18 protein-coding genes and 2 pseudogenes are annotated in these 20,892 nt (G+C 47.2%); 15 read left to right on the top strand and 5 right to left on the bottom strand.

Annotation, left to right across the window (positions count from 1 at the left end):
* Positions 1-256: 256 nt before the first annotated feature.
* Complete coding sequence (locus Z042_RS10395) at positions 257-3,784, bottom strand: DEAD/DEAH box helicase (protein ID WP_202901363.1); 3,528 nt, start codon at positions 3,782-3,784, stop codon at positions 257-259.
* A gap of 164 nt (positions 3,785-3,948) precedes the next feature.
* Positions 3,949-4,896, bottom strand: a complete 948-nt coding sequence (locus Z042_RS10390; protein WP_081758502.1) for an aminotransferase — start codon at positions 4,894-4,896, stop codon at positions 3,949-3,951.
* A 288-nt stretch (positions 4,897-5,184) separates the two neighbouring features.
* Between Z042_RS10390 and Z042_RS10385 the strand changes: the two genes are divergently transcribed.
* From Z042_RS10385 to Z042_RS10340, 11 genes and pseudogenes are all read left to right on the top strand, one after another.
* Entirely contained in the window at positions 5,185-6,060 is an 876-nt protein-coding gene (locus Z042_RS10385; protein WP_024914329.1) for a GTPase family protein, read from the top strand.
* Positions 6,061-6,272: 212 nt separating this feature from the next.
* A complete protein-coding gene (locus tag Z042_RS10380; RefSeq protein WP_024914330.1) occupies positions 6,273-6,974 on the top strand; it encodes a WYL domain-containing protein in 702 nt (233 codons plus the stop codon).
* Positions 6,975-6,979: 5 nt separating this feature from the next.
* Complete coding sequence (locus Z042_RS10375; RefSeq protein ID WP_024914331.1) at positions 6,980-7,600, top strand: hypothetical protein; 621 nt, start codon at positions 6,980-6,982, stop codon at positions 7,598-7,600.
* Positions 7,601-7,720: 120 nt separating this feature from the next.
* Complete coding sequence (locus Z042_RS10370) at positions 7,721-8,182, top strand: IrmA family protein (RefSeq protein WP_037407592.1); 462 nt, start codon at positions 7,721-7,723, stop codon at positions 8,180-8,182.
* Positions 8,183-8,303: 121 nt separating this feature from the next.
* Complete coding sequence (locus tag Z042_RS10365) at positions 8,304-9,125, top strand: DUF932 domain-containing protein (RefSeq protein ID WP_024914333.1); 822 nt, start codon at positions 8,304-8,306, stop codon at positions 9,123-9,125.
* Between the two features lie 70 nt (positions 9,126-9,195).
* Positions 9,196-9,672 carry a JAB domain-containing protein gene (locus tag Z042_RS10360; RefSeq protein WP_024914334.1) on the top strand — a complete coding sequence of 159 codons (477 nt, stop codon included), beginning with the start codon at positions 9,196-9,198 and terminating at the stop codon, positions 9,670-9,672.
* A 12-nt stretch (positions 9,673-9,684) separates the two neighbouring features.
* Positions 9,685-10,008: a type IV toxin-antitoxin system YeeU family antitoxin gene (locus tag Z042_RS10355; RefSeq protein WP_024914335.1), complete on the top strand. Its 324-nt coding sequence runs from the start codon at positions 9,685-9,687 to the stop codon at positions 10,006-10,008.
* Positions 10,009-10,044: 36 nt separating this feature from the next.
* Positions 10,045-10,365 (top strand): TA system toxin CbtA family protein, encoded by a 321-nt coding sequence (locus Z042_RS10350; RefSeq protein WP_024914336.1) that lies wholly within the window; start codon positions 10,045-10,047, stop codon positions 10,363-10,365.
* A 692-nt stretch (positions 10,366-11,057) separates the two neighbouring features.
* A pseudogene (locus Z042_RS24975) lies at positions 11,058-11,321 on the top strand (diaminopimelate epimerase); the annotation flags it as partial.
* Positions 11,322-11,440: 119 nt separating this feature from the next.
* A complete protein-coding gene (locus Z042_RS10345; RefSeq protein ID WP_024914337.1) occupies positions 11,441-12,370 on the top strand; it encodes a tetratricopeptide repeat protein in 930 nt (309 codons plus the stop codon).
* Between the two features lie 179 nt (positions 12,371-12,549).
* A complete protein-coding gene (locus Z042_RS10340; RefSeq protein ID WP_024914326.1) occupies positions 12,550-13,590 on the top strand; it encodes an IS481 family transposase in 1,041 nt (346 codons plus the stop codon).
* 241 nt (positions 13,591-13,831) lie between these two features.
* Here Z042_RS10340 and Z042_RS25965 read toward each other — a convergent pair whose 3' ends face one another.
* Positions 13,832-13,990: a hypothetical protein gene (locus Z042_RS25965; RefSeq protein ID WP_154666939.1), complete on the bottom strand. Its 159-nt coding sequence runs from the start codon at positions 13,988-13,990 to the stop codon at positions 13,832-13,834.
* A gap of 453 nt (positions 13,991-14,443) precedes the next feature.
* Between Z042_RS25965 and Z042_RS10335 the strand changes: the two are divergent.
* The 3 genes and pseudogenes from Z042_RS10335 (at position 14,444) to Z042_RS25610 (ending at position 16,625) form a co-directional block, all read left to right on the top strand.
* Positions 14,444-14,890, top strand: a pseudogene (locus tag Z042_RS10335) (STM2901 family protein).
* Positions 14,884-15,210: a DUF1493 family protein gene (locus tag Z042_RS10330; protein WP_024914514.1), complete on the top strand. Its 327-nt coding sequence runs from the start codon at positions 14,884-14,886 to the stop codon at positions 15,208-15,210. Before Z042_RS10335 ends, Z042_RS10330 begins: the two are co-directional and overlap by 7 nt.
* A 66-nt stretch (positions 15,211-15,276) precedes the next feature.
* A protein-coding gene (locus Z042_RS25610; protein ID WP_154666938.1) for an IS3 family transposase occupies positions 15,277-16,625 on the top strand; the annotation gives its coding sequence in 2 pieces (ribosomal slippage) (positions 15,277-15,745 and positions 15,745-16,625; 1,350 coding nt in all).
* A gap of 44 nt (positions 16,626-16,669) precedes the next feature.
* Here the strand turns inward: Z042_RS25610 and Z042_RS26575 are convergent.
* On the bottom strand, positions 16,670-18,613 hold the full coding sequence (locus Z042_RS26575) for a phage head-binding domain-containing protein (RefSeq protein WP_024912261.1): 1,944 nt from the start codon (positions 18,611-18,613) through the stop codon (positions 16,670-16,672).
* 1,032 nt (positions 18,614-19,645) lie between these two features.
* Between Z042_RS26575 and Z042_RS25960 the strand changes: the two genes are divergently transcribed.
* Entirely contained in the window at positions 19,646-19,900 is a 255-nt protein-coding gene (locus Z042_RS25960; RefSeq protein WP_154666937.1) for a hypothetical protein, read from the top strand.
* Between the two features lie 183 nt (positions 19,901-20,083).
* Here Z042_RS25960 and Z042_RS10305 read toward each other — a convergent pair whose 3' ends face one another.
* Entirely contained in the window at positions 20,084-20,782 is a 699-nt protein-coding gene (locus tag Z042_RS10305; protein WP_024912259.1) for an IclR family transcriptional regulator, read from the bottom strand.
* Between the last annotated feature and the right edge of the window lie 110 nt (positions 20,783-20,892).

Below are 20,892 nucleotides of genomic sequence, written 5' to 3'. Positions count from 1 at the left end.
GATGAAGGAGCGGCCTGATAAGCAGGCAATTACGCTAGACCTTCGCTGTTACGATGAGAACAATCATTTTAAAGAACACAGCTCAGGCGGAACGCCTGACCTGTGATAAGTAAAACATATTCTTAGACAAGAGACAATGAAATTTCACTGACAGTGAAATTTCATTGTCTTGTTTCAGTAAGAATAACGCTTATGACCTCTGATTTTGATATAAACAATTTGGTGTGGACGTGAGCTATGACCACGTCAAGCGAAATCAGTAAGTTCGATGGACTTCAACGTGTGGTGTAACTGTCACGCTATAATCGTGTTTCTCTGATTGTCCCGTCAGCAGGTCTGGCACAAGTTGAGACTGCGCAACAGCATATCCCGCAGCATCAATCCACTTAATGCTACCGTCTGATATTATTGGTCGTACGTCATAGCTGATTTTTCGCCCATCAACGGCCGTTAATTGCGCCGGGATTCTTTGTACCTCTTGAGCCGCATCAGAGGAGTCCTCAAGAGACCTCTGCCACGAAAGGAAGCATCGAGGATCGATTAGCGTCTCAGGTTCAACATCCCCCACTTCGGCACGTAACCAGCGTTCAAATTCACCTCGACGACGCATCGCTTCATCACGAGTGCGGGCAAGCCCTTGCCCAAGCGCGAAAGCAACAAAAGGATCGAGAGTACCCCACCGTAACAACTCACGGAACCAAAAAGCAATCCAAGGTAAGTCACTGGTATTACACCAAGTATCTAATGTAGGTATCTCCACATCAGCATTCCGCCCAAATGCTAGACTTACAGCAGCACCAACGGCCACACCAAGACGAAACTCGAGATTTTCAGTAACAAACCGTTGCCATGAACGTAAATGCTCAGCCTCAGGCGTTACACCATCACCTAATTGCATCCACCACCCCGTTACCGTATGCCAATTACGAAGTATCTCACGGTCACCAACCGAATCTCGCGTCCGAAAAGTGAGCGCTGGTTCTCTTCGTATGAGCTCACCAAGTTGTATGACAAGGTTGAATCGACGCTGGGTATCCCAAATACCATAATCTGCAGCTGCTTGAAGCTCTGCCAGAACTGTAGGGACTATAAGTTCGAACCGTTGACCAATGTATGGTGTAAAACCATACTGATACAGACGTCTTCTAAGCTGGGGGTCTGGATAAAGTCGCTCTACAAATGCTCGCCCACGTTTGATGAAGCTACGTTCAAGCCATTCTTCGTTGGCAGCAACAACGCGAGCAAAAGAACTTCGCCAGAGGTTCGCTAGAACGGCTTCAGTATACGCATTATTTCCAACCTCCTCAGCTTGCGTCAGTTCCTCCGTAGCCGATAGCAGGAAGCCATCGAGTTCATCTAAACTATCTCCTAAGAGATCAGCTGGCTCACGTGACCTAACACCAAGATTTTCACCGACCGCTTCAGGCAAGGTAGATTCCAGCCAAGCATGAAATTGCTCTTCTGACTGTAATCCGAATTGCTGAGCAGCCCTTTGCCAAATAGAACGTAGTAATGTGACTAAAGGACTACGAACCTCTGCTACTTGCTCCTCAGCCTGCAACCGGCGAAGTAAATCATCATAAAGGCTCGCATCATGTCTCACCTTACGCTGTTGCTCGACACGCTTACTTGGCGCAGTAGATGATACAAATTCCGGCACCGCCACAAGAGTCATACCTTCGATTGACTCAGCGGCGCCAGGGCGACCTGCTCGACCAGCAAGATTGCGAAATTCAGACGTACCCATTGGTACAAAGATGGATTGACCAGTCTCGGCATCGAAGCTCCGGCGCTCAATGCTTGTAACAAAAATCATGTCAAACGGTAGGTTTACGCCTTCCGTAAGTGTTGCTGTGGCAAGTGTAATTGGGCAAATTCGACGTTCAATAAGTACCGTCATGAGACGACGTAGCCTCTGTGGCATCTGCCCATGACTTGTCGCTATACCGTGCTCCAGTAATCGCAACTCAAATGAATTAGGCCCACAGTAATCCATGCAGGCGCCATGAGCCTCTTCAAAACAAGTCCGTTCTTCCGGTGCTAAAGGTAAAACAAATGGTTGAATGGTATTCCATCCTGGTAATGTAAATGCTTCTGCATATCGCTTCATCAATAATTCTGGTGACTGAGCAACAGAGATTAAAATACGACGTTTCCCCTCAAGCAAATGCAGGGATGTCCACAGTACATAAAGCTGAGTATAGTGCGGTAGACTATTACGAATAATTGCCGATGGTTGAGGCATCGCAGGAATCCGTAATGGTAAATATACTGGTTCATTTCGCCCTTGGACGTAAAGCACTTGACCGTTCATAACGTCTAGTAAAGCTTGGGGCGAATGTCGCGGATCAACACACAGTTTACCAATGAGCTGTCGGCTGCTTCGATAATCCCCCCCGACTGGAACAGCATCAGGATGACCTTCTATCCATTGAGCTACCGGATGAGCAGCACCTCCTGCAACGGCAGTCAGCGCAATTCTTGATATCTGAGGTTTAACGGTAAGCAATCTAGAGACCAGTGACTCAAGTCGCATTGAGCGACTAGTATGGTCAGCAAGCGCTTTGGCGGCGTCGGCATCACCTTCGCTCACAACCTGATGAGCTTCATCTATAATCAATAACTTAAGTCGAGTTACAAGAAGATGACCAACATAGCGCATCAGCGCCTCGGCTTTTTCAACCGTAGCAATCAGCACAACTGGTCGATCGGCTGTTAACCAATAATCAGTAATGCCCCAGTCAGCTCCGCCGTAAAGGCCCGTTATAATAAGATCGTTGCCCAGTTCTCCCGTAAGTTTCGCTTCCACTTCACTTGCTAAAGCACGTGATGGAACAAGGTATAAAGCGAGTGGCTCCGGGCTCTGCCTAGGTTCTATCAACAGAAGTTCCTTTACTAGCGCCAAGTTCGCGACAAGCGTTTTTCCTGAACCTGTCGGAGTACAAAGTGCAAAACTCTGGTTTGTTATCAAACGCTCCAGACCACGAACCTGCGATGCCCATAAAATACCTCGTCCCCTCGCAAATTGCTCTCTGGCAAAACGCCAAAGCCGCAGTCTGAATGTTGGCGCACGTTCAGCGAGTTGTGCAACACGATCATGCAAATTATTAGCTGCAAAACGTCTTGCTGTTGCCTCAATCATATTGATGAGAATCCAGAGTTCATCGCTTGCAAGTCTTGTAGCCAGCAAAGAAATGTCACCCAGCTTCTCTAGCGATCGCGTCAAACGATTACTGTTTCCGCGTCGAATACTGTCGCCAATCAGACCAAGCACACGTATTAACTCGACTATCACATATCTTCCAACCCCGCTGGCCGGAGGCTGAAACGGCCTAAAGTCATGGTCATCTGACCCAGCAAGACCTTCCGCTAGCCCTTCTCGCGCCTTATGGTCCTGAGACTCATCACCCATTTCATCCAGCAAAATAGCTGAACCTTGCCGACCGGTCAGTTCAGGATGTTCGCCCCAGAAATTCCCTACGAGCACTAATAAACGATCAAAATCTACGCTCAAAAATGCCGCGAAAATTTCTGTAGTTACACCACTATAGCTATTTTGTCGAAGCAGGCTCGTTGCCATCGCTGGTAGACCTGCCAATTGATATGCTCCAGCTGCCAACAATCTAACTGGTACATCACGTGTTACAGGATCTGATGAACGTGCGAGCCACTCAAGAAGCTCACCAGCTCGTCGATAGCAACCTAGCGATTCAAATGTCCCTTCACCGTCAATGTCTCGAAAAATAGTGGCAGCGTGAAGTAACCGCTTCGCATCCTTGAACATATCGTGTGATTCCGGAACAGCCCAGCCAATGGTTGGTACTTGCCATGATGTTTGCAAGCTACGAACGAATAGGCGGGCTTGAGCTGGTGTAAGTTCATTTTCAGCGGCTCTACTCTCGCGGATATTCATCGCGAGAGCTCGACGCTGTTCGTCAAGTCGTGCCATTAGTGATCACCCCAGAGAGAGTTGTAAAGGTTATCAATAAGCCCCACGCCATTCTCAAGAACAAGTTCAATCACTTGCAACGGTCGATTAGCAGTGTATTCTGCCGGCGGTACACCAGTTGGTAGTAAGGTTGCACCTTGTGTCCTTTTCGCTGCACGATTACCAGCAACGAAGACTAAGTCCGTGCGCGGCAGCGGCACCGCGCCAATAAGTAATACACGGTCGAGCGAAACGATAGCCTCCGCATATTGCTCTCTTGCCTTCTCACACAATAAGCGTTGCATCTGTTCCAATCCTTGAGGAGTTGGAAGCCCCCGGTTCAATTCGTTCCAAACACCTTTGTTATCACGTACACGGGCATTTTCAGGCCCAGTCCATTCCCCCAACATCATATTGTCCATAGTGCTTTGCGTAAGCGTTGCTCGCCATTTCGCTTCCCCCGCAAGGAAACGAACAACTTCTCCACTTTCCGGGTCAATCCCTAATGCAATAAAATCGTTCCCGTGCCGCCCAGATACTTCACGCACCCGATCTGGATCGCGAGCTAGATCGAAGAGGTACGCCTCGACTTCAGCATGGTAGCGAAAGAGAAATATTGGAACGGTCCATTGATGAGCACCAACTAGCTGATAAGCTTGTGTCATCAGCCCCGTCATGACCTCTCCGAACAAGCCTTTCCTAGCAGTAGGTGGCAGGCAGTTCGGATATCTCGCATGTGATCCTGGTGCATCCGCATCGGGATGCAGATCGATACGGGCCGAACGATGAAACACTTCTCGAGCATCAAGATGTGCTGATTCGAAATAAGAACGCAGTTCTTCTACAACAGTATTGTCGTTCGGGATTATCTGTTCGAAAAGAATATGACCATAGTTCCCGTTTACATTCGCCCTACCTCTTAACCAGCGAGCTAGTAGCACCATTGGTGGTGGAACATTGTGCATCATAGATTATTTACTCCGCTTGTTCTCAACACAGGGTGTTGCATCTTCGTTGGATATCCATAATGGCTCCATACCCATCTTTATCCTGTACGAAAGTACACTGTGTTAAACCTCTACGAATAATGCATCTAAAATGCCATTAAATACTGTGACTTACTACGATAAACATTCATCGTTAAAACTACTAATTTGATTACATTCCAAGAAATTTCAGACAGATTTTATCTCTGTGAATCCCTCGTATCCCACCTGATTACGAGAATTGCCGTATGTTCTCACTGAGATATCTCTATGAATACATTAGAAAGTCTGCAGGCCATCGAAAAGCCGCTAGCGGCACTCCCCCATGCCATTGGCAAACATATTCTTGACCACATTCAAAAGCTCACTCACTACGAACCGGTCATCGGGATCATGGGCAAAACAGGTGCGGGGAAATCGTCGCTCTGCAATGCGCTGTTCCAGAGTGAGGTCACTCCCATCAGTGATGTCAATGCCTGTACCCGTAAAGTACTGCGATTGCGACTGAGCAGCGGTGACCATAGCCTTATACTGGTGGATCTACCCGGTGTAGGTGAGAGCGAGCAACGAGATAAAGAATATGAATCTCTGTATCGCCATATCCTCCCTGAGCTGGATTTAATCCTGTGGGTCATCAAAGCTGATGATCGTGCTTTCTCCGTCGATGAACGCTTCTACCGGCGAGTGATGACGGGTTACCAGCAGCGGGTACTGTTTGTCGTTAACCAGGCTGACAAAATCGAGCCATGCCATGAATGGAAGACCACCAGCAATACGCCTTCGCCGAATCAGTTAGCTAATATCGAGGCCAGGCTGAATTCCATTCGTCAGTTATTTTCACTGTACAATCCGGTGTGCGCCGTCTCAGCCAGGACAGAGTGGAATCTGCCATCAATGATCGAAACTATGATGCGCTGTCTGCCGGATCGTGCCACCAGCCCATTGGCGACGCAATTGCACGGGGGGTTATGCAGTGAACCGGTAAAAAAGCAGGCGCGTGAGGGCTTTGGCGATGCGGTGGGAGAGGTATTTGATTCTGCTGAAGCGGCATCATTTATTCCCGCGCCACTAAAAGCGGTCATTCGTACCGTCCGCGAGGCCGTGGTATCCGTTGCCCGTGCCGTTTGGGACTGGATTTTCTTCTGAGCTGGGGCACCTGCCGTTATCTTCGGGACATACCTTGTCCGTTATGACGTTTTATAAGCTATAGAATTTGTTATGTTTTCTCTCTAAGCCCCGTCAAAGTTGATTTCGGCAACAGTAAAAAATACGTCTTCTTGTGTCCATTCCCTGTCCCTGCCCCTCGTTAAAATAACTGTTTTATTTTCAGCTAATTATCTCACTGGAGAATCTGTCTCATGACTCAGGCTGAACGCCGTCATGACCGGCTTGCCGTCAGGCTGTCGTTAATTATCAGCCGTCTGGTGGCGGGCGAAACGCTAGATTTGCGAACGTTGGCAACTGAATTTGGCGTGTCGGTTCGTACCCTGCGCCGGGACTTTCGGGAACGGCTGATGTATCTGGATCTAGAGTATCGCAAGGGTCAGTGTCGCTTGCTGTCCGGCGGCCGCCAGAGAGAGCTGGCTGTGATGACATTTGCCCGCCAGTCGGGCGTTGAAGCACTGTTTCCTGGTATGGATAACCATCTGGTCGCTTCACTGTTGAGCGGTCCAGGTGAGTCTCCCTGCCTTATCTGGCAGGGAGTGGCCCAAGCGTCATCCCCAGACTTGGGCGTGTTCACACGACTGGTGAGCGCAGTATCGGAACACCGGAAGGTGACGCTACTGGGAAGCGGTTGTCGCTGCACAGACCTTGCTCCCTATCGCTTGGTTCTGCGTGAGAGAGAGTGGTATCTGACGGGTGAGCATCAGGCCCGGATTGCCGTTTTTCCCCTGACCGATATTCGGGCGGTCACGCTCCACAACGGCAGCTTCGCTCCAGATATAGCGATGCGCGATATCCTATCTCACCCGGATTTTCTTCAGGCTTTACCCCACTTTCGCTTTTTCCATTCATTGCTTGTCGCAACTGACGACGGGCTTATATCTCAGAAGGAATAATCACAATGAAATTACTTACCACTACAGTGCTGGCCGCCAGCTTTTGGCTTGGTGCAGTTTTTCCGGCTGACGCTGGAAACACTGTCGGTACTGTCAAAACCTGGCAATACATGCAGGCCGATGGCTGGAAATCTGCTGATGGCATGGATGACAAAACGCTGCACAACATGCTCTATCAGGCCAGCGTGATTGATAACTACCCGTGGACGAAACAGTTTCTGCTGCGTGTCCGTGGCGGCGGTGCGATTTTCCTGGCCGACAAGAAAACCCACACTATCCGCAAACTGGATTTACATCCTGCTGGTGACACATACAACGATATTGAAACCGTTTATCAGGGAGAAGATAAAGGAGAAGGATGCTATTTCGCTATTATTGATAGTCAATACCAACTCAGGGATCAAGCTGAGCGAGCCGCTGTATTGGCTGAGGACTCAGCAAAAGCCATAGAGCTTGCCTGGCAGCAATTTAGTCCAAAAGTAGTCATGGCAATCTCAGAGAATTGTGTTAATAAACAACAGCAGTCTGCCTTAGCGACTAAGCGCTCAGAAAGTGACCGAAAACTGCAGCAATGGGTGGCGCAGCAGAGCATGGTGGAATTGTGTCGCCGCACGGGCAATTGCTGATCTTTTCTTAATAACAAACACTAAAGGCAAAGATCGATGGAAAAGGATTATCAGAAGGTGATCGCGATACCTACTCTCACGATGGCAAGGGTATGGGCAAAGTCTACTTACCGCAAAATCATGCCATCCGTGAGCCGATTGGTTAAAGGTTTACCTGTCATCGCCGGTTTAATGCTGTGTCACCTGTCATCCGCTTATGCTGACGAACAACGCTATATCAGTATCCGCAACACGGATACGGTCTGGGTACCAGGCAATGTTTGCGTCTACCAGTTCCGTCTGGATAACGGCGGCAGCGGCGAGGGCTTCGGTCCGCTGACCCTTTCCCTGCGTCTGAAAGACAAAAGTGGCAACACACTGGCGATGGGGAATATGGAGGTAGCCCCCTTTGGCGATAGCGACGCTCCCCGTTCTCAGGAGGCTTTTCTGGAGCATGAATGTGTTGAAAACGTCAGTGCCGTTGAAATCATGAAGGCGACCGAAGAGCGCAACGGCCATCAGGTTAGGCTGCCACTGTCCGTTTTCGACCCACAGTATTACCAGCCACTGTCAGTATCGGTTGCTGGGAAGAAGGCATCATAACTGGCTTATCTTTGCATCTGCCAAACCTTAAATTAACACAATCCCATCACTACACATCAGGCCATGCCTCCTTCGGGAAGCATGGCCTTTTCGTTTTTAATTTCTGAATAAGGAACTAACCATGACCCGATTAGCCAGCCGCTTTGGTGCGGTCAATATTGTACGCCGTGACCGCCCGCTAACCCGTGATGAACTGGCACATTATGTACCGAGTGTCTTCAGTGAGGAAAAGCATGAATCACGCAGTGACCGGTACACCTATATCCCGACCATTACCCTGCTCGATAACCTGCAACGTGAAGGCTTCCAGCCGTTCTTTGCCTGCCAGACCCGCGTCCGAGATCAGAGCAAGCGTGAACACACCAAGCACATGCTGCGCCTGCGCCGCGAAGGTCAAATCACCGGCAAGCAGGTGCCAGAAATTATTCTGCTTAACAGCCATGATGGCTCCAGCTCATACCAAATGCTACCGGGGCTATTTAGATCGGTTTGCCAAAATGGGCTGATTTGCGGTGAGAGTTTTGGTGAGGTGCGGGTGCCGCATAAAGGCAATGTGGTGGAGAAAGTCATTGAAGGGGCTTACGAAGTACTGGGGATATTTGACCGAGTGGAAGAGAAGCGCGATGCCATGCAGTCGCTGCTGTTACCGCCACCGGCCCAACTAGCAATGGCAAAAGCGGCATTAACCTATCGCTTTGGTGAAGAGCATCAGCCGGTGACGGAATCGCAGATCCTTTCCCCGCGCCGCTGGCAGGATGAGAGTAACGACCTGTGGACCACTTACCAACGCATTCAGGAGAACCTGATTAAAGGCGGACTGTCGGGACGAACGACGAAAGGTAAACGCGCTCAAACCCGCGCCGTCAAGGGTATCGACGGGGATGTAAAGCTCAATCGCGCTCTGTGGGTGATGGCCGAGAATATGCTGCAGCTTGCTTCATGAATCTTTTTACCCTCACTCCCTTCAAGCCCTGTCGATAAACCGGCGGGGCTTTGTATTTTAAGGAACTGATATGTCTGCACTTCATCTATATCTATCTCCGGTATTCCCTGCAAACGAGCAGCGTGTTATCCGGCGAGCCTTGGGCCTGCTGGCGAAATACCAGCGCCAACCGGGTGAACAGTTTACTGCCACCAGTTTTGCTAAAAGCTGGGTGCAATTACAGTTAGCTCGCCAAGAGCGGGAGGTATTTCTCGTGATGTACTTTGATAACCAGCATTGCCTGTTGGGGCATGAAGCGTTGTTTACGGGCTCTATCAGCCATACCGAAGTACATCCTCGTGAGCTGGTGAAAGCGGCTCTGCGCCACAACGCCGCTGCAGTAATTCTGGCGCACAACCATCCGTCAGGTACGACAGAAATCAGCCAGCAGGACAAACATGTTACTCAGCGGATCGTAAAAGCGTTGGCACTGGTCGAAGTGCGAGTGCTGGATCATCTTGTGGTTGGGAATGAAGTGGTTTCTTTTGCTGAGCAGGGTTTGCTTTAAACGGAGGTTTTCATGCCATTAACACCACCTCATGAATGGGGGTTACAAAGTGATATCACCCCACGATTTGGCACAAGATTGGTTCAGGAAGGTAACCGGCTGCATTACCTGGCTGACAGGGCTGGGTTGACGGGGAGCTTTAGCCCGGAGCAATTACAGAAACTGGATCAGGCTTTCCCGCTGTTTATAGATCTGCTGGAAGAAATGCTGCATTCCGGTGAGCTAAACCCACACCAGCAACATCAGGTGACCATTCAGCTTGCGAGTTTAACCTGCATAGCTGATACCCGTGGTAGCTGCGGCTACGTTTACATTTCGATTTATCCAACCCAGTGACACCTCCTCACTTCTTCTTTTATTAGGACTCAACTCATGCACATTTCATCTGTACCGGCCACGGTGCCGGTTGCGTCACGCTTGTCGCCCGTACAGGTCTGGCAGCAACTTTTAACGTATCTGCTGGATCACCATTACGGCCTGACGCTTAACGACACGCCATTCCACAACGACGCGGCCATTCAGGAACATATTGAAGCAGGAATAACGCTTGCTGATGCGGTAAATTTCCTGGTGGAACGCTATGAACTGGTTCGCACTGACCGCAAAGGGTTTACATGGCAGGAGCAGACACCATTTCTGACCGCGACCGATATTCTCAGAGCCAGACGAGCTACCGGGCTGTTGAGCACTTAAATCATGTTAGCCCTCTTCCCTATATCTCTTCTATTTCCCTTCAAAAAGGGGTGAAAAAACTTTTAGGCACCTAAATAGGCACCAGCGAAAAGTTGAACCAGCAGTTACCAAAGTAAATTCAATGAATTACATGACCAATTCAGACTCCCCCAGCGAAGCCATGCGGGCTTTTTTGTGCCTTCAGTTTGTCCCGCGAAGTCTGAAGCCAACTAATTAAATCCGAACCTTTTAGGCCCATTGATATGGACTGACTCCATAAACATCGCCTGTCCTGCGGTCTAACAGGTGAGTTGATGGCGATATATGATGGTTTAAACACTGCACTTTTTGCAGACCACAAAAAGTGATTCTGAGTCGCAAGGTTACGAAACCGTATCCTGCAAACAAGTTCCACCGGTACACGCCAATCACTCAATCACTTTTTGACTAAACCTAAAATGTAACGACGGCCAAGCAGCAAGCTTTGAGTTGTGTTGATCGCCCATTCCCATCAACCTGTAGGTTTGACATGTCCCCACAACGTCGAGAACCTTCTTCCATCGATCTCAATAAAACCTCGTTCACAAACTTCGTTGCAGATACTGAACGTTGATGGATGTTTCAGCCCCAGTTCCGTTATCTATGAATCTGCAACACAGCTCTGGCGGGATGATATCTTTGAATTCTTATCAGAATCACTTTGTGAGATACCAATGAGCGAACTTGTTTTTCACCGCTATCATGGGCTCGGTAATGACTATCTGGTATGCCGACGTAGTGTGGCGGATCGTCTGACCAATCAACAAATACAACGTATCTGTGATCGTCATTACGGGCTTGGTTCTGACGGGTTATTTATCGATATCGACGATTTTGATGTTCCCACATTGTGCATCATCACCCCCAATGATTCCGAATCAGAGAAGAGTGGCAACGGTCTGCATATCTATGTCCGTTACTGGTTTGATATAGGTCAACAAAGTAGTCTCCATTAATGCGCCAGTTGCTGTAGATTAGCGCCATGCCAGGCAAACAAATTAAGAAATGCGAATGAGTTATAAAATGTCGCAGCTGACACTTAAGCGAGGTTCAACCAATGTTAAGTAAGCACTCCCGATATCTGTTTTCGACCATTACTGGTATCGCAGGGTGTGTGATCACCACTGTTTTCGCCAGTAACACGCTCCAATCAGCGCCATTGTCGCAGGAACAAGATACATTACCAGCATCACAAGAAACGATTTCGACTCTGAGGGAGAACTGTGAGTTTTCGGTTAGTGCACCGATGGAAGCCCCTATCGACGCCTGTTCTGAACTGATAAAAGTGAGTGGACAAGACTATCACCTACGCGCCTGGGCCACCGCGTACAAAGGTCTGGCCTATGATCGCATGACAACATGGGGAACCGCCGCCGATAAAGCGCGATACGCTCCTCTCGCGCTCGAACTGTATCGTTCAGCAATACAAATCAATCCGAAGGAAATCATCGCATATCGTTTACTGGGCGACTATTTTTATAATCGGGATGCAAAACAAGCAATTGAAAATTATAAGATCGCCGCCACGCTAGCCCCGCAAGATGACGATGGTTCGGATAATTTAAAAGTTGCGTGGTTGTATGATCAGGAAAAAAATTATCGCGAAGCTGTTGCTGTCTACACACAGCTCATTGACACCGGCAAAGGTGGGCCAGTTTATAAAGGAGCTCAACTATACGCCATGCGGGCCCAGAGCTATTCAAGGCTGGGCGAACTGACATCCGCTGTAGCTGATTACGATGAAGCGATCCGTCTCATGCCGAGTAATATCACGTACCTTACCCAGCGAGGAAACGTCTATCGGAAAATGAAGCAGTATCCAAAAGCACTCGCGGATTTAGATCTCGCCCTATCCCGCATGGATTATGCAGAGGCGTTCTTGGTCCGTGGATTGCTCAAACAAGAAACGGGTGATGAGGCTGGTGCGAAAGAGGACATTGCTCGCGCCAAGGATATAGAACCTGGTGTGAAAGAAGATAATTTATAATTACTGCCCGAGGCTCATGGTTAGGGATCTCAAGCGAGATATTTTGGGATCGTCTGACCATAAACAATACATATAATTGTATTAGTCGCGACTTGATCTGACACATGACCTTGAAAGGTTGAGAGTTACCGGTTTTGATATGGGTGTCGAATCCTTATACAAAACACGAGGTAACTCTCATGCTTCATACTAACAATCCTGTCATCAAACACAAAACAGGTTTGCTCAATCTGGCCGAAGAACTTAGCAACGTGTCAAAAGCCTGTAAAATCATGGGCGTCTCACGCGATACGTTTTACCGTTATCGGGAGTTGGCTGATGAAGGTGGCGTGGATGCACTAATTAACCGCAGTCGACGTGCTTCCAACATCAAAAACCGTACTGATAATGCCACTGAGCAGGCCGTTGTTGATTACGCTATCGCGTTCCCTGCGCATGGTCAGCACCGGAGCAGTAATGAACTGCGTAAACAAGGCGTTTTTATCTCAGGAAGCGGCGTCCGTTCTGTCTGGCTGCGTCACTCACTTGAGAACTTCAAAAAGCGGCTGAAAGCACTGGAAGAAAAAGTGGCCCATGACGGTATCGAACTGACTGAAGCACAGATAGTGGCACTGGAGCGTAAAGCCAGTGATGACCAGGTATGTGGTGAAATCGAAACCGCCCATCCCGGCTATCTGGGCTCACAGGATACGTTCTACGTCGGCAATCTGAAAGGCGTCGGGCGTATCTATCAGCAGACCTTTGTTGATACATACTCGAAGGTTGCTCACTGCAAGCTGTATGTCACCAAAACCCCGATTACTGCGGCTGACCTGCTGAATGACCGTGTGCTCCCCTTTTACGAGTCGCATGGACTGCCAATGCTGAGAATACTGACCGACAGAGGCACAGAGTTTTGTGGCAAAGTGGAGCAACATGATTACCAGCTCTACCTGGCGATAAATGACATCGACCACACGAAAACCAAAGCGATGTCACCGCAGACAAACGGCATCTGCGAGCGGTTCCACAAAACGATACTGAACGAGTTTTATCAGGTCACGTTCCGTAAAAAGCTGTATGGTGAGCTCGATACATTACAATCGGATCTTGATGAATGGCTGGCTCACTATAATAATGAGCGAACTCATCAGGGGAAAATGTGCTGTGGCAGAACGCCAATGGAAACATTACTTGATGGAAAGCGCATCTGGGCTGAGAAAAACTTAAGCCAGATGTAATCTGACAGATACCTGTATAAATAACCGGTAACTGTCAGATCAGGTCTGAGCTAATACAATATAATGAAATATGAGGCACTGCAAAAGGATTATTATTTCAGGTACACATGCGCAAACAAGATGATTTCCCCTTCTTCACTTACGGTCGCGCCAGCATGCACCAGGTTGTTCAAGGTTGGTTTGATGAGTGGGATCAATTTTTTCGGTAAATTAATGCTGGGAGAAATCCCGGCAATAACCATTATTCTTTGGCCTCATCTTCTGGTTCAATTTCACCTAGTACGGATTCTTCGCTAATCCCCGGTTCGGTTACTTCTAGCGGCTCAGATTCTGGTGTTTCCTCTGGAATTCCTATGCCGTTTCCAGCATCACCCCGCGTGCCATCAAAATTACCCCCCATAACCCCGGTAAACTCCCTCACTATCCGGCCACAAGTCAGAAGAAATGACAGAAAAACACTTGGATGTGCGCGAAAAAGTGTTCACTTGGCTATGACAACAAAAAAGGCCAGATATGGAAATTCGGAGAAATTTCGCATAATTTCTGAATGATGAATATAACCGTTTGATTAAAAAAAGACCGAATACGATTCCTTTACATGCAAAAATTAAAAACAGTCGATTACATAAAAATCACCAAAAAAGCACCTTCGAATACCTTCGTTTTCCCCTGTTTATATTCAGATATGTATCATGCTTTTCGGTTTTATTAGAAAAAATTTCTGGCGTGCATCCGCAAAAAATCAACGTCATTTCCATGACCGACCATTATTATCTTTTTTCTATGCAGCAAGCATTGAAACCTTGTGTGTGGTTGGCTATGTTACATCCCAGCCAATCTACAAGGAAAAGTGATGGATACGGTTGAAAAATTGGGTGGAACATACTTTTATAAAGAGAGCTACAACCTGTCAGCTGGTGAATTATTCTTTTGGGTTTTTCTTGACTTTGTAGATGAACAACTTGGGGTATCTGATATTGTGGCTGCTGCTTCCATCATTCTTGGGCAACCCATCCGCCCAACAAAGGGAAAATTCGCTGGTGCAACTAAAGGTACGTCTATAGCATCGGTGGCTTCTCGCCGTTATCTCAACATCGAATTACCATTCCACCTCCCAACATTCACCAATGCCAGTATCAGAAGGTTGAAACCTAAATTTGTGAATAATCTCGGTGCCTTTGTCGGGCGTGCTGTTCCTGTGCTTGGGTAGGCAATCATCGAATCGGGCGTCACATTAATCGCATTCAATGCCACAGTGAATTACAACCGGATAGCCAGAGGAAGCGATAAGATATGGTGATAAACGAAGATATATTAAACTTCTTTCGTAAAGAATTACCTGTAGTTACATCTTTACGATTGAAAATTATTCCGCTTGATCTAGATGTTATCCTGCAAGAATACGCAGAAGTTGAAGATCTGGCGCTTGCAATAGATAAATACTCAGAAAAGTTTAATATTGACGTTTCATCGTTAAATATTGAGAATTATTTCCCGTGGGAAATACCATGGTTTTTCCGAGATTGGTTTACAAAAAAACCAGTAAAGCAATCCAAGGAACCGCTTACGGTCAGAATGTTTGCTGAGTCCGCCAAGGCTGGCCGCTGGCTCTATGACTGACAAAGAGCCGGGATTTTGAACTGCACCCTTAAAGTTGGACAATAAATCCACAGGGTGCAGATTTTCATGCGAAGAAAATATTCCGTAAAATTCAAGGTGCAAGTCGCTAAGCACTACCTTTCACGAATCGAGGGAGCAGACTTGACGGCAAAGAGATTCAAGATCGATCATGGTACTGTCCGTAAGTGGGCTGAGGTTTATAAGGCTCATGGCCATGATGGTTTTGAGACGTCGTATCATCGTTTTTCTGCCGCCTCGAAGGAGGCTATTGTTCTTGATATGTGGGAGAATCATCTATCATCGCGACAGGTTGCTGCCAAGTATAAAATTGCTCCACCTACTGCTTCAAAGTGGGAAAAGTTGTATAACAGTGGCGGGATAGATGCATTGCAAGGAAACCGAAAGGAGCGACCGCCGATGATAAAAACCATCAAAATCACACCCAAACTGCCAAGCACACAATCGTCATCCTTCAGTTCCGAACAGGAAGAACTGGAATATCTTCGCGCAGAGAATGCTTACCTAAAAAAATTACAGGCCTTAATTCAGCAAGAAAACGAATTGATGCAAAAGAAAAAGCAAAAATCGTAAATGAATTAAGGCCATATCATGCACTACGCTTATTACTTCTGGTGGTTGGGTTACCGAGAAGTACGTTCTATTATCAACTACAAATTAGTGAAAGGCCTCAGCCTTACACGGAAGAAAAGAAGATTATTTTAGATATATTTCATAAACATAAAGGTAGGTACGGGTATCGTAGAATTACCGCAACAGCCCGTAAATTAGGCTATTGGATAAATCATAAGACGATCCAACGATTGATGCACGAGCTCAATATCGCTTCATTTGTTAGAAGGAAAAAATACCAGTCCTACAAAGGAGTACATGGAAAAGGTGTTCCGAACCATATCCAGCGCTGTTTCCAGGCTTCAGCTCCCAACCAGAAATGGGTAACTGATGTCACAGAATTCAATATCAATGGGAAAAAACTATATTTATCTCCCATTCTTGACCTATATAACAGTGAAATAATCTCCTATGAATTGGGTGATATCCCAAATTTGAAAATGGTTGATAAGATGCTTGGCAAAGCCATTGAAAAACTAAATACTTGCGAAAAGCCGATCCTTCACTCAGATCAAGGCTGGCAGTATCAGATGATACCATTTCAAGAAAATCTTAAAAAAAATGGAATTACTCAAAGTATGTCCCGAAAAGGAAATTGTCTGGACAACGCGGTAATTGAAAATTTCTTTGGGATACTGAAAACAGAGTGCTTTCATGGAAAACAGTTTGTTGATATAACTGATTTAACAAGGGAAATACACAGCTATATTCATTACTACAATCATGACAGGATAAAGATGAAACTTGGCGCTCTGAGCCCGGTACAATATCGGACTCAGAGTTAGTCGTCCAACTTTATGGGGTCAGTTCAATTTCTCCCGGCGTATTTTTAGGCGCCAGCAAAGTACGTTCTATCTTCTACCCAATCAGTATTGAGAACATGGTTAGTGCCACTACTATTTGCGCTCGTTAGTCTCACCCACCCTTTCACAACATAATTGGGTACGGAGGCAAAGTTTGTCTTAACAGGTTTGGTCATCTGAGCGTAATCACCAGGTTTGAAGTAGTTGCCTCTTGTTGGCATAGACTCGACGGGGTAGATATGCGGAATATTACTAATAAATGACGTGCTGTTTTTTGCAGGCGCCCCACTTATCGTCACACCATTCCCTGCTCTTACAGGTCCGAAAGCCCAGTTAAACGACTCAAGTGTCGCCCCACTTATGTTAGTCCCGTCACCCAGCGTTAGTGTACCTGTTGAAGTAGTACCATACACACCCCTTGTCTGTGTACCTGATGCCCCGTCTATTTTTGTACCTAAGATTGTTATGTTAGGGTTTGTGCTCGTCGTTGTTGCTATAGCTGCACGCTGAGCATTATCCAACCCGTACTCGTAGAATTGCGCGCCAATCACTTTGATGTTTGCCGATGTTTGGATCACATCACTCGAATAGTTGTTCATTTCAGTCGAGTTAAGGACGATCACCCCATCCTCACCTGTACCCTGAAAAAGATTTGTGCTCCGCTCCTTCTCAACAAGCCCCCCAGTTGATTTCGCGTTACCTGTGAACTTTCCGTTAGTAACGGTCAGTTGGTTTTGCCAGTTCTGGAAGCGCAGAGGATGCACGGTGATATCAACGTCACAGTCGGTGAATCTAACGCTGTTAGCTGATCCTGTATAGCGCTCTGAACGCAGGAAAATACCGTTATAAGCCCCGAAGACAAATATGCGGCTAAAGGCCCCAAAGTCACACCGGCCGAGATGGAACCCATCAAGGTTGTCGTGTATCCACTGCTTCAGAGAGATGTCATATCTCTCATCAGCCGACAAGTAGTTGTAGTTAAAAAGGATATCGCTTACGTGAGGTATATCTAATACCCGCTCAAGAGATATCCCACGCCGTAGCGGTGCGCCGATAATGTTGCTGATCGTCACCCGCGACGATGAATACGTTGCATCGCCGAACTGGAGGCCGCGATATGCGTTACCGATGTCCAGATTGGTAAATACTGACGCGAACGCATTACCCGTTAATAGTGCAGGGTATGCGAGCGGAGACATTCCAGTTGCCAGGGATTTTCTCTGATTTGGATATCGGAATTTAAAATTAGATATATAGTTTCTGCTTTGTTTAAACAAAAACTGTGGCTGAGCTACGTCTGTGTGGTTCATCAAGATGCTTGGAGACGTTCCCGGAGCGCCAAAAAATCGGCTCGTGACATCCGCCGTAATACCCGCACTATCGAGGCGCAATATATAATCGCCAGATACTTGGACGTTTAAACCCGAATTGAGCGCATCAATAACAGCTTGTGTAGCGTCCACGCTGCCATCTTTCACTGTGAGGAAGCGCCTGAAGTCAACAATAGGGCCGTTGATGATATGGACGTGATCAACGGGAACTGCGCCTTTCTCAGCCCCAGCCAAGTCCCTTTGGTCTACCGCGTTATTAACGAGACTAACACCATCCGGTTGGGCCAGCGCCTGCCGGAGCATATCAGAGTCATACTTCAGCACATTCGGAAAGTAAAACTGCTGTACGTTGTAGGCGTCGTACACAGCCATCGAGTGGCCTTCTACTGTTACAAACTTGGCAATCTGGCCGTTGTAGACCGGATAACCGCCAGCGTTGATGATAATCGGCTGCGCCACCGGCACAGTGCTGCCGTCTTCGTTCTGGAGGTACACCTGGATCTGGTTTGTGGGGATAGTCGGATCGGTGTTAATTTTCCCGATGTAGATTTTACCGTTAGCCGCCGCTTCAAATGAATTAGCTAGCGTAAAAAGCTGGGATGGCATTGAAATGACAGCATTTGCATTAATATCAATCATTTTTACTCTCCTTTTATGGAGGAAAAATTGTATTATTTACAATGAAATGCCACAAACATGCCTTGATGTCTTATACTCCACACAACAACATATTGACCCATGCTTAAATATGACCTTTCCTTACCACTCTCTTATTTCTATTAGCAATATCCGGGATTTCTCCAGGCTATTGCTAGCCCAGTGAAACCAAGGTAGTTTTTCGCTGCGGTGTACATCTCCGTTATTTCAATGTCCGAAAGCTCACGGTCATGATATATAGCATTAGAGATGTGACTGTATGATGCTGTGCCGGCACGCCCTGTGGACAGTAAAAAGACGAATGATTTCTAACATTGGAATGAGCTATCAGATGTGTAATCTGCCAGGCGTTATAAGGGGAAGACAATTGCAACACAAACGAAGCTTATGGTTAGGGCTCTCATCTCCCCCTGGATAGTTCCGCTGGGATTTTTCGTCTTCATATTCACGGGAGCCTTTGAAGATTTACCATCCCTAAGGTTTTTCTTTGAACTTTTGTTTATGACCATTTTGTTTGGTGTTTCCTTTACCTATATTGTGATCCTGACGCTTGTGCTCCCAATGGTTTTATGGTTGAAGGCGAAAAATGCGCTGTCTGCGGTTCGATTATGCATTTGGTGCATTATCTTAGGGCCAATAACAATGTTTATTTATAGTATGTTGCTGAACGGGTTATCAATAACCTTGGTACGGACGCATTTTACTGAGGCTTTATTTGTAATGGCCTTTGGTCTGATCACAGGAGTTGCTTTCTGTCTGATTTCTGGCGTCAGGTTATGCGTGCGCCAGGTGAAATAGTACGTTTTGGCAGAGCATCAGGCCACCCCAGAAGTTGGATAGATTACCGCTGCCAACCTAAGCATTAGCGCTGCTTTCTCGGCATAACGATAAAAAACCTCACCGTATCCTCAGCGTGTGAATTGTACAACTGCTCAAATAATGACATATTAAAGTTATTCACGACTTCTTTAGTACTACGGAGCGATCGTTGGTGACTTTAAGTATGGAGTACATATGTTTTTCTTGAAAAATACCTCTGAGCAATTTAAAAAAAGCCCTTCAAGATATTTAGGTGCGTCTGGGGTTATGTGTGGAATTTTATTTTGTATTGAATCGGTAAGACGCTATTTTTTTGATACTGATATATTTGGAGTACCTACATATCAGGCAGGAGATATAGGCTCACTGCTGTTTTCATTTTCGCTCGGCGTTATTATTACACTTGTGGGCATTCACTTTTATAGAAAACCCACAACTCCGGTTAATTAATTGAGCCCTTTTGGTTAATTAGCCGTTTACCGTTTACTTACCGCCCCCCCCTCCGCAAAGCAGTTGCCCTTACGCAGCTCTGCAAGAGGTTGTTTTATATTCTGGAAGCAACCCTGCTGCATCAGGCACAAGAGAACCTGTAACCAATTTAGATTAGTCACTTTGGCATTTGATAAATCAAACCTACAGTTGCATAGCACGGACTTTAGCCGTCAGGCGGCTGGCTAAACGCACAATTTCATCTTCTTCGGCGGGAATGAATCCCATGGTGGTTGCGGCTCCAAGCAGTTCTCTACCCTTACTGAAGATTGGGCAGGAGATGGCACGGGCGCCGGGTATCCCCTCTGTCGCGTGATAGCGCACTGCGTATCCTTGCTGCCGCACTTTTTCCAGCGCAGCGGCATCCACATCTGGCTGCACTGAGAGGGAAGGATCGAACGCCATGAATACCCAGCCTGCGGCACTGGAACTCAGCGGCACTGGCGTATTACCCAGGTAGTCGATGTCGATATTCTTATAGCTACGATTATAGTTGGTCAGCATCAGGTGCTCCCCCAAGCGAATCACCAACCCGGTAGAATAATTGAGCTCATCACGCAGCTCGCAGAGGGCGTTATTGATTATCGTCAGCAGCGTATTCTGCTTTTCTGCCACTGACGCCAGTGCCAGCAGCTTGCTGCCAAGAGAGTAACGGCTGGTGGCACTGTCTTGATACAGCATTTGGCTGCGGCACAGCGAAACCAGATATTTATGTAACCGGCTTTTCGACAGGCCGCTCATGCGCGCAATATCCGCAGCGCGCGCAGTTCCACCCAGAGCAGTGACACACTCCAAAACAGAAACCGCGATATCTACCGAATTTACGCCTTGCGCCTCTGCCATACCTTTATCCCGATTGTTGCATCATTTTCTAAAGCTAATTTAACATTTTCCTCGCTTCAGAGACATCAAACCTGCATACGTGTTTGCGCTACTGCGCCGTCAACAGCTGA

The sequence above is a fragment of the Chania multitudinisentens RB-25 genome (assembly GCF_000520015.2).
Taxonomy (GTDB): Bacteria; Pseudomonadota; Gammaproteobacteria; order Enterobacterales; family Enterobacteriaceae; genus Chania; species Chania multitudinisentens.
This window is presented reverse-complemented; position numbering and strand designations above follow the sequence as displayed.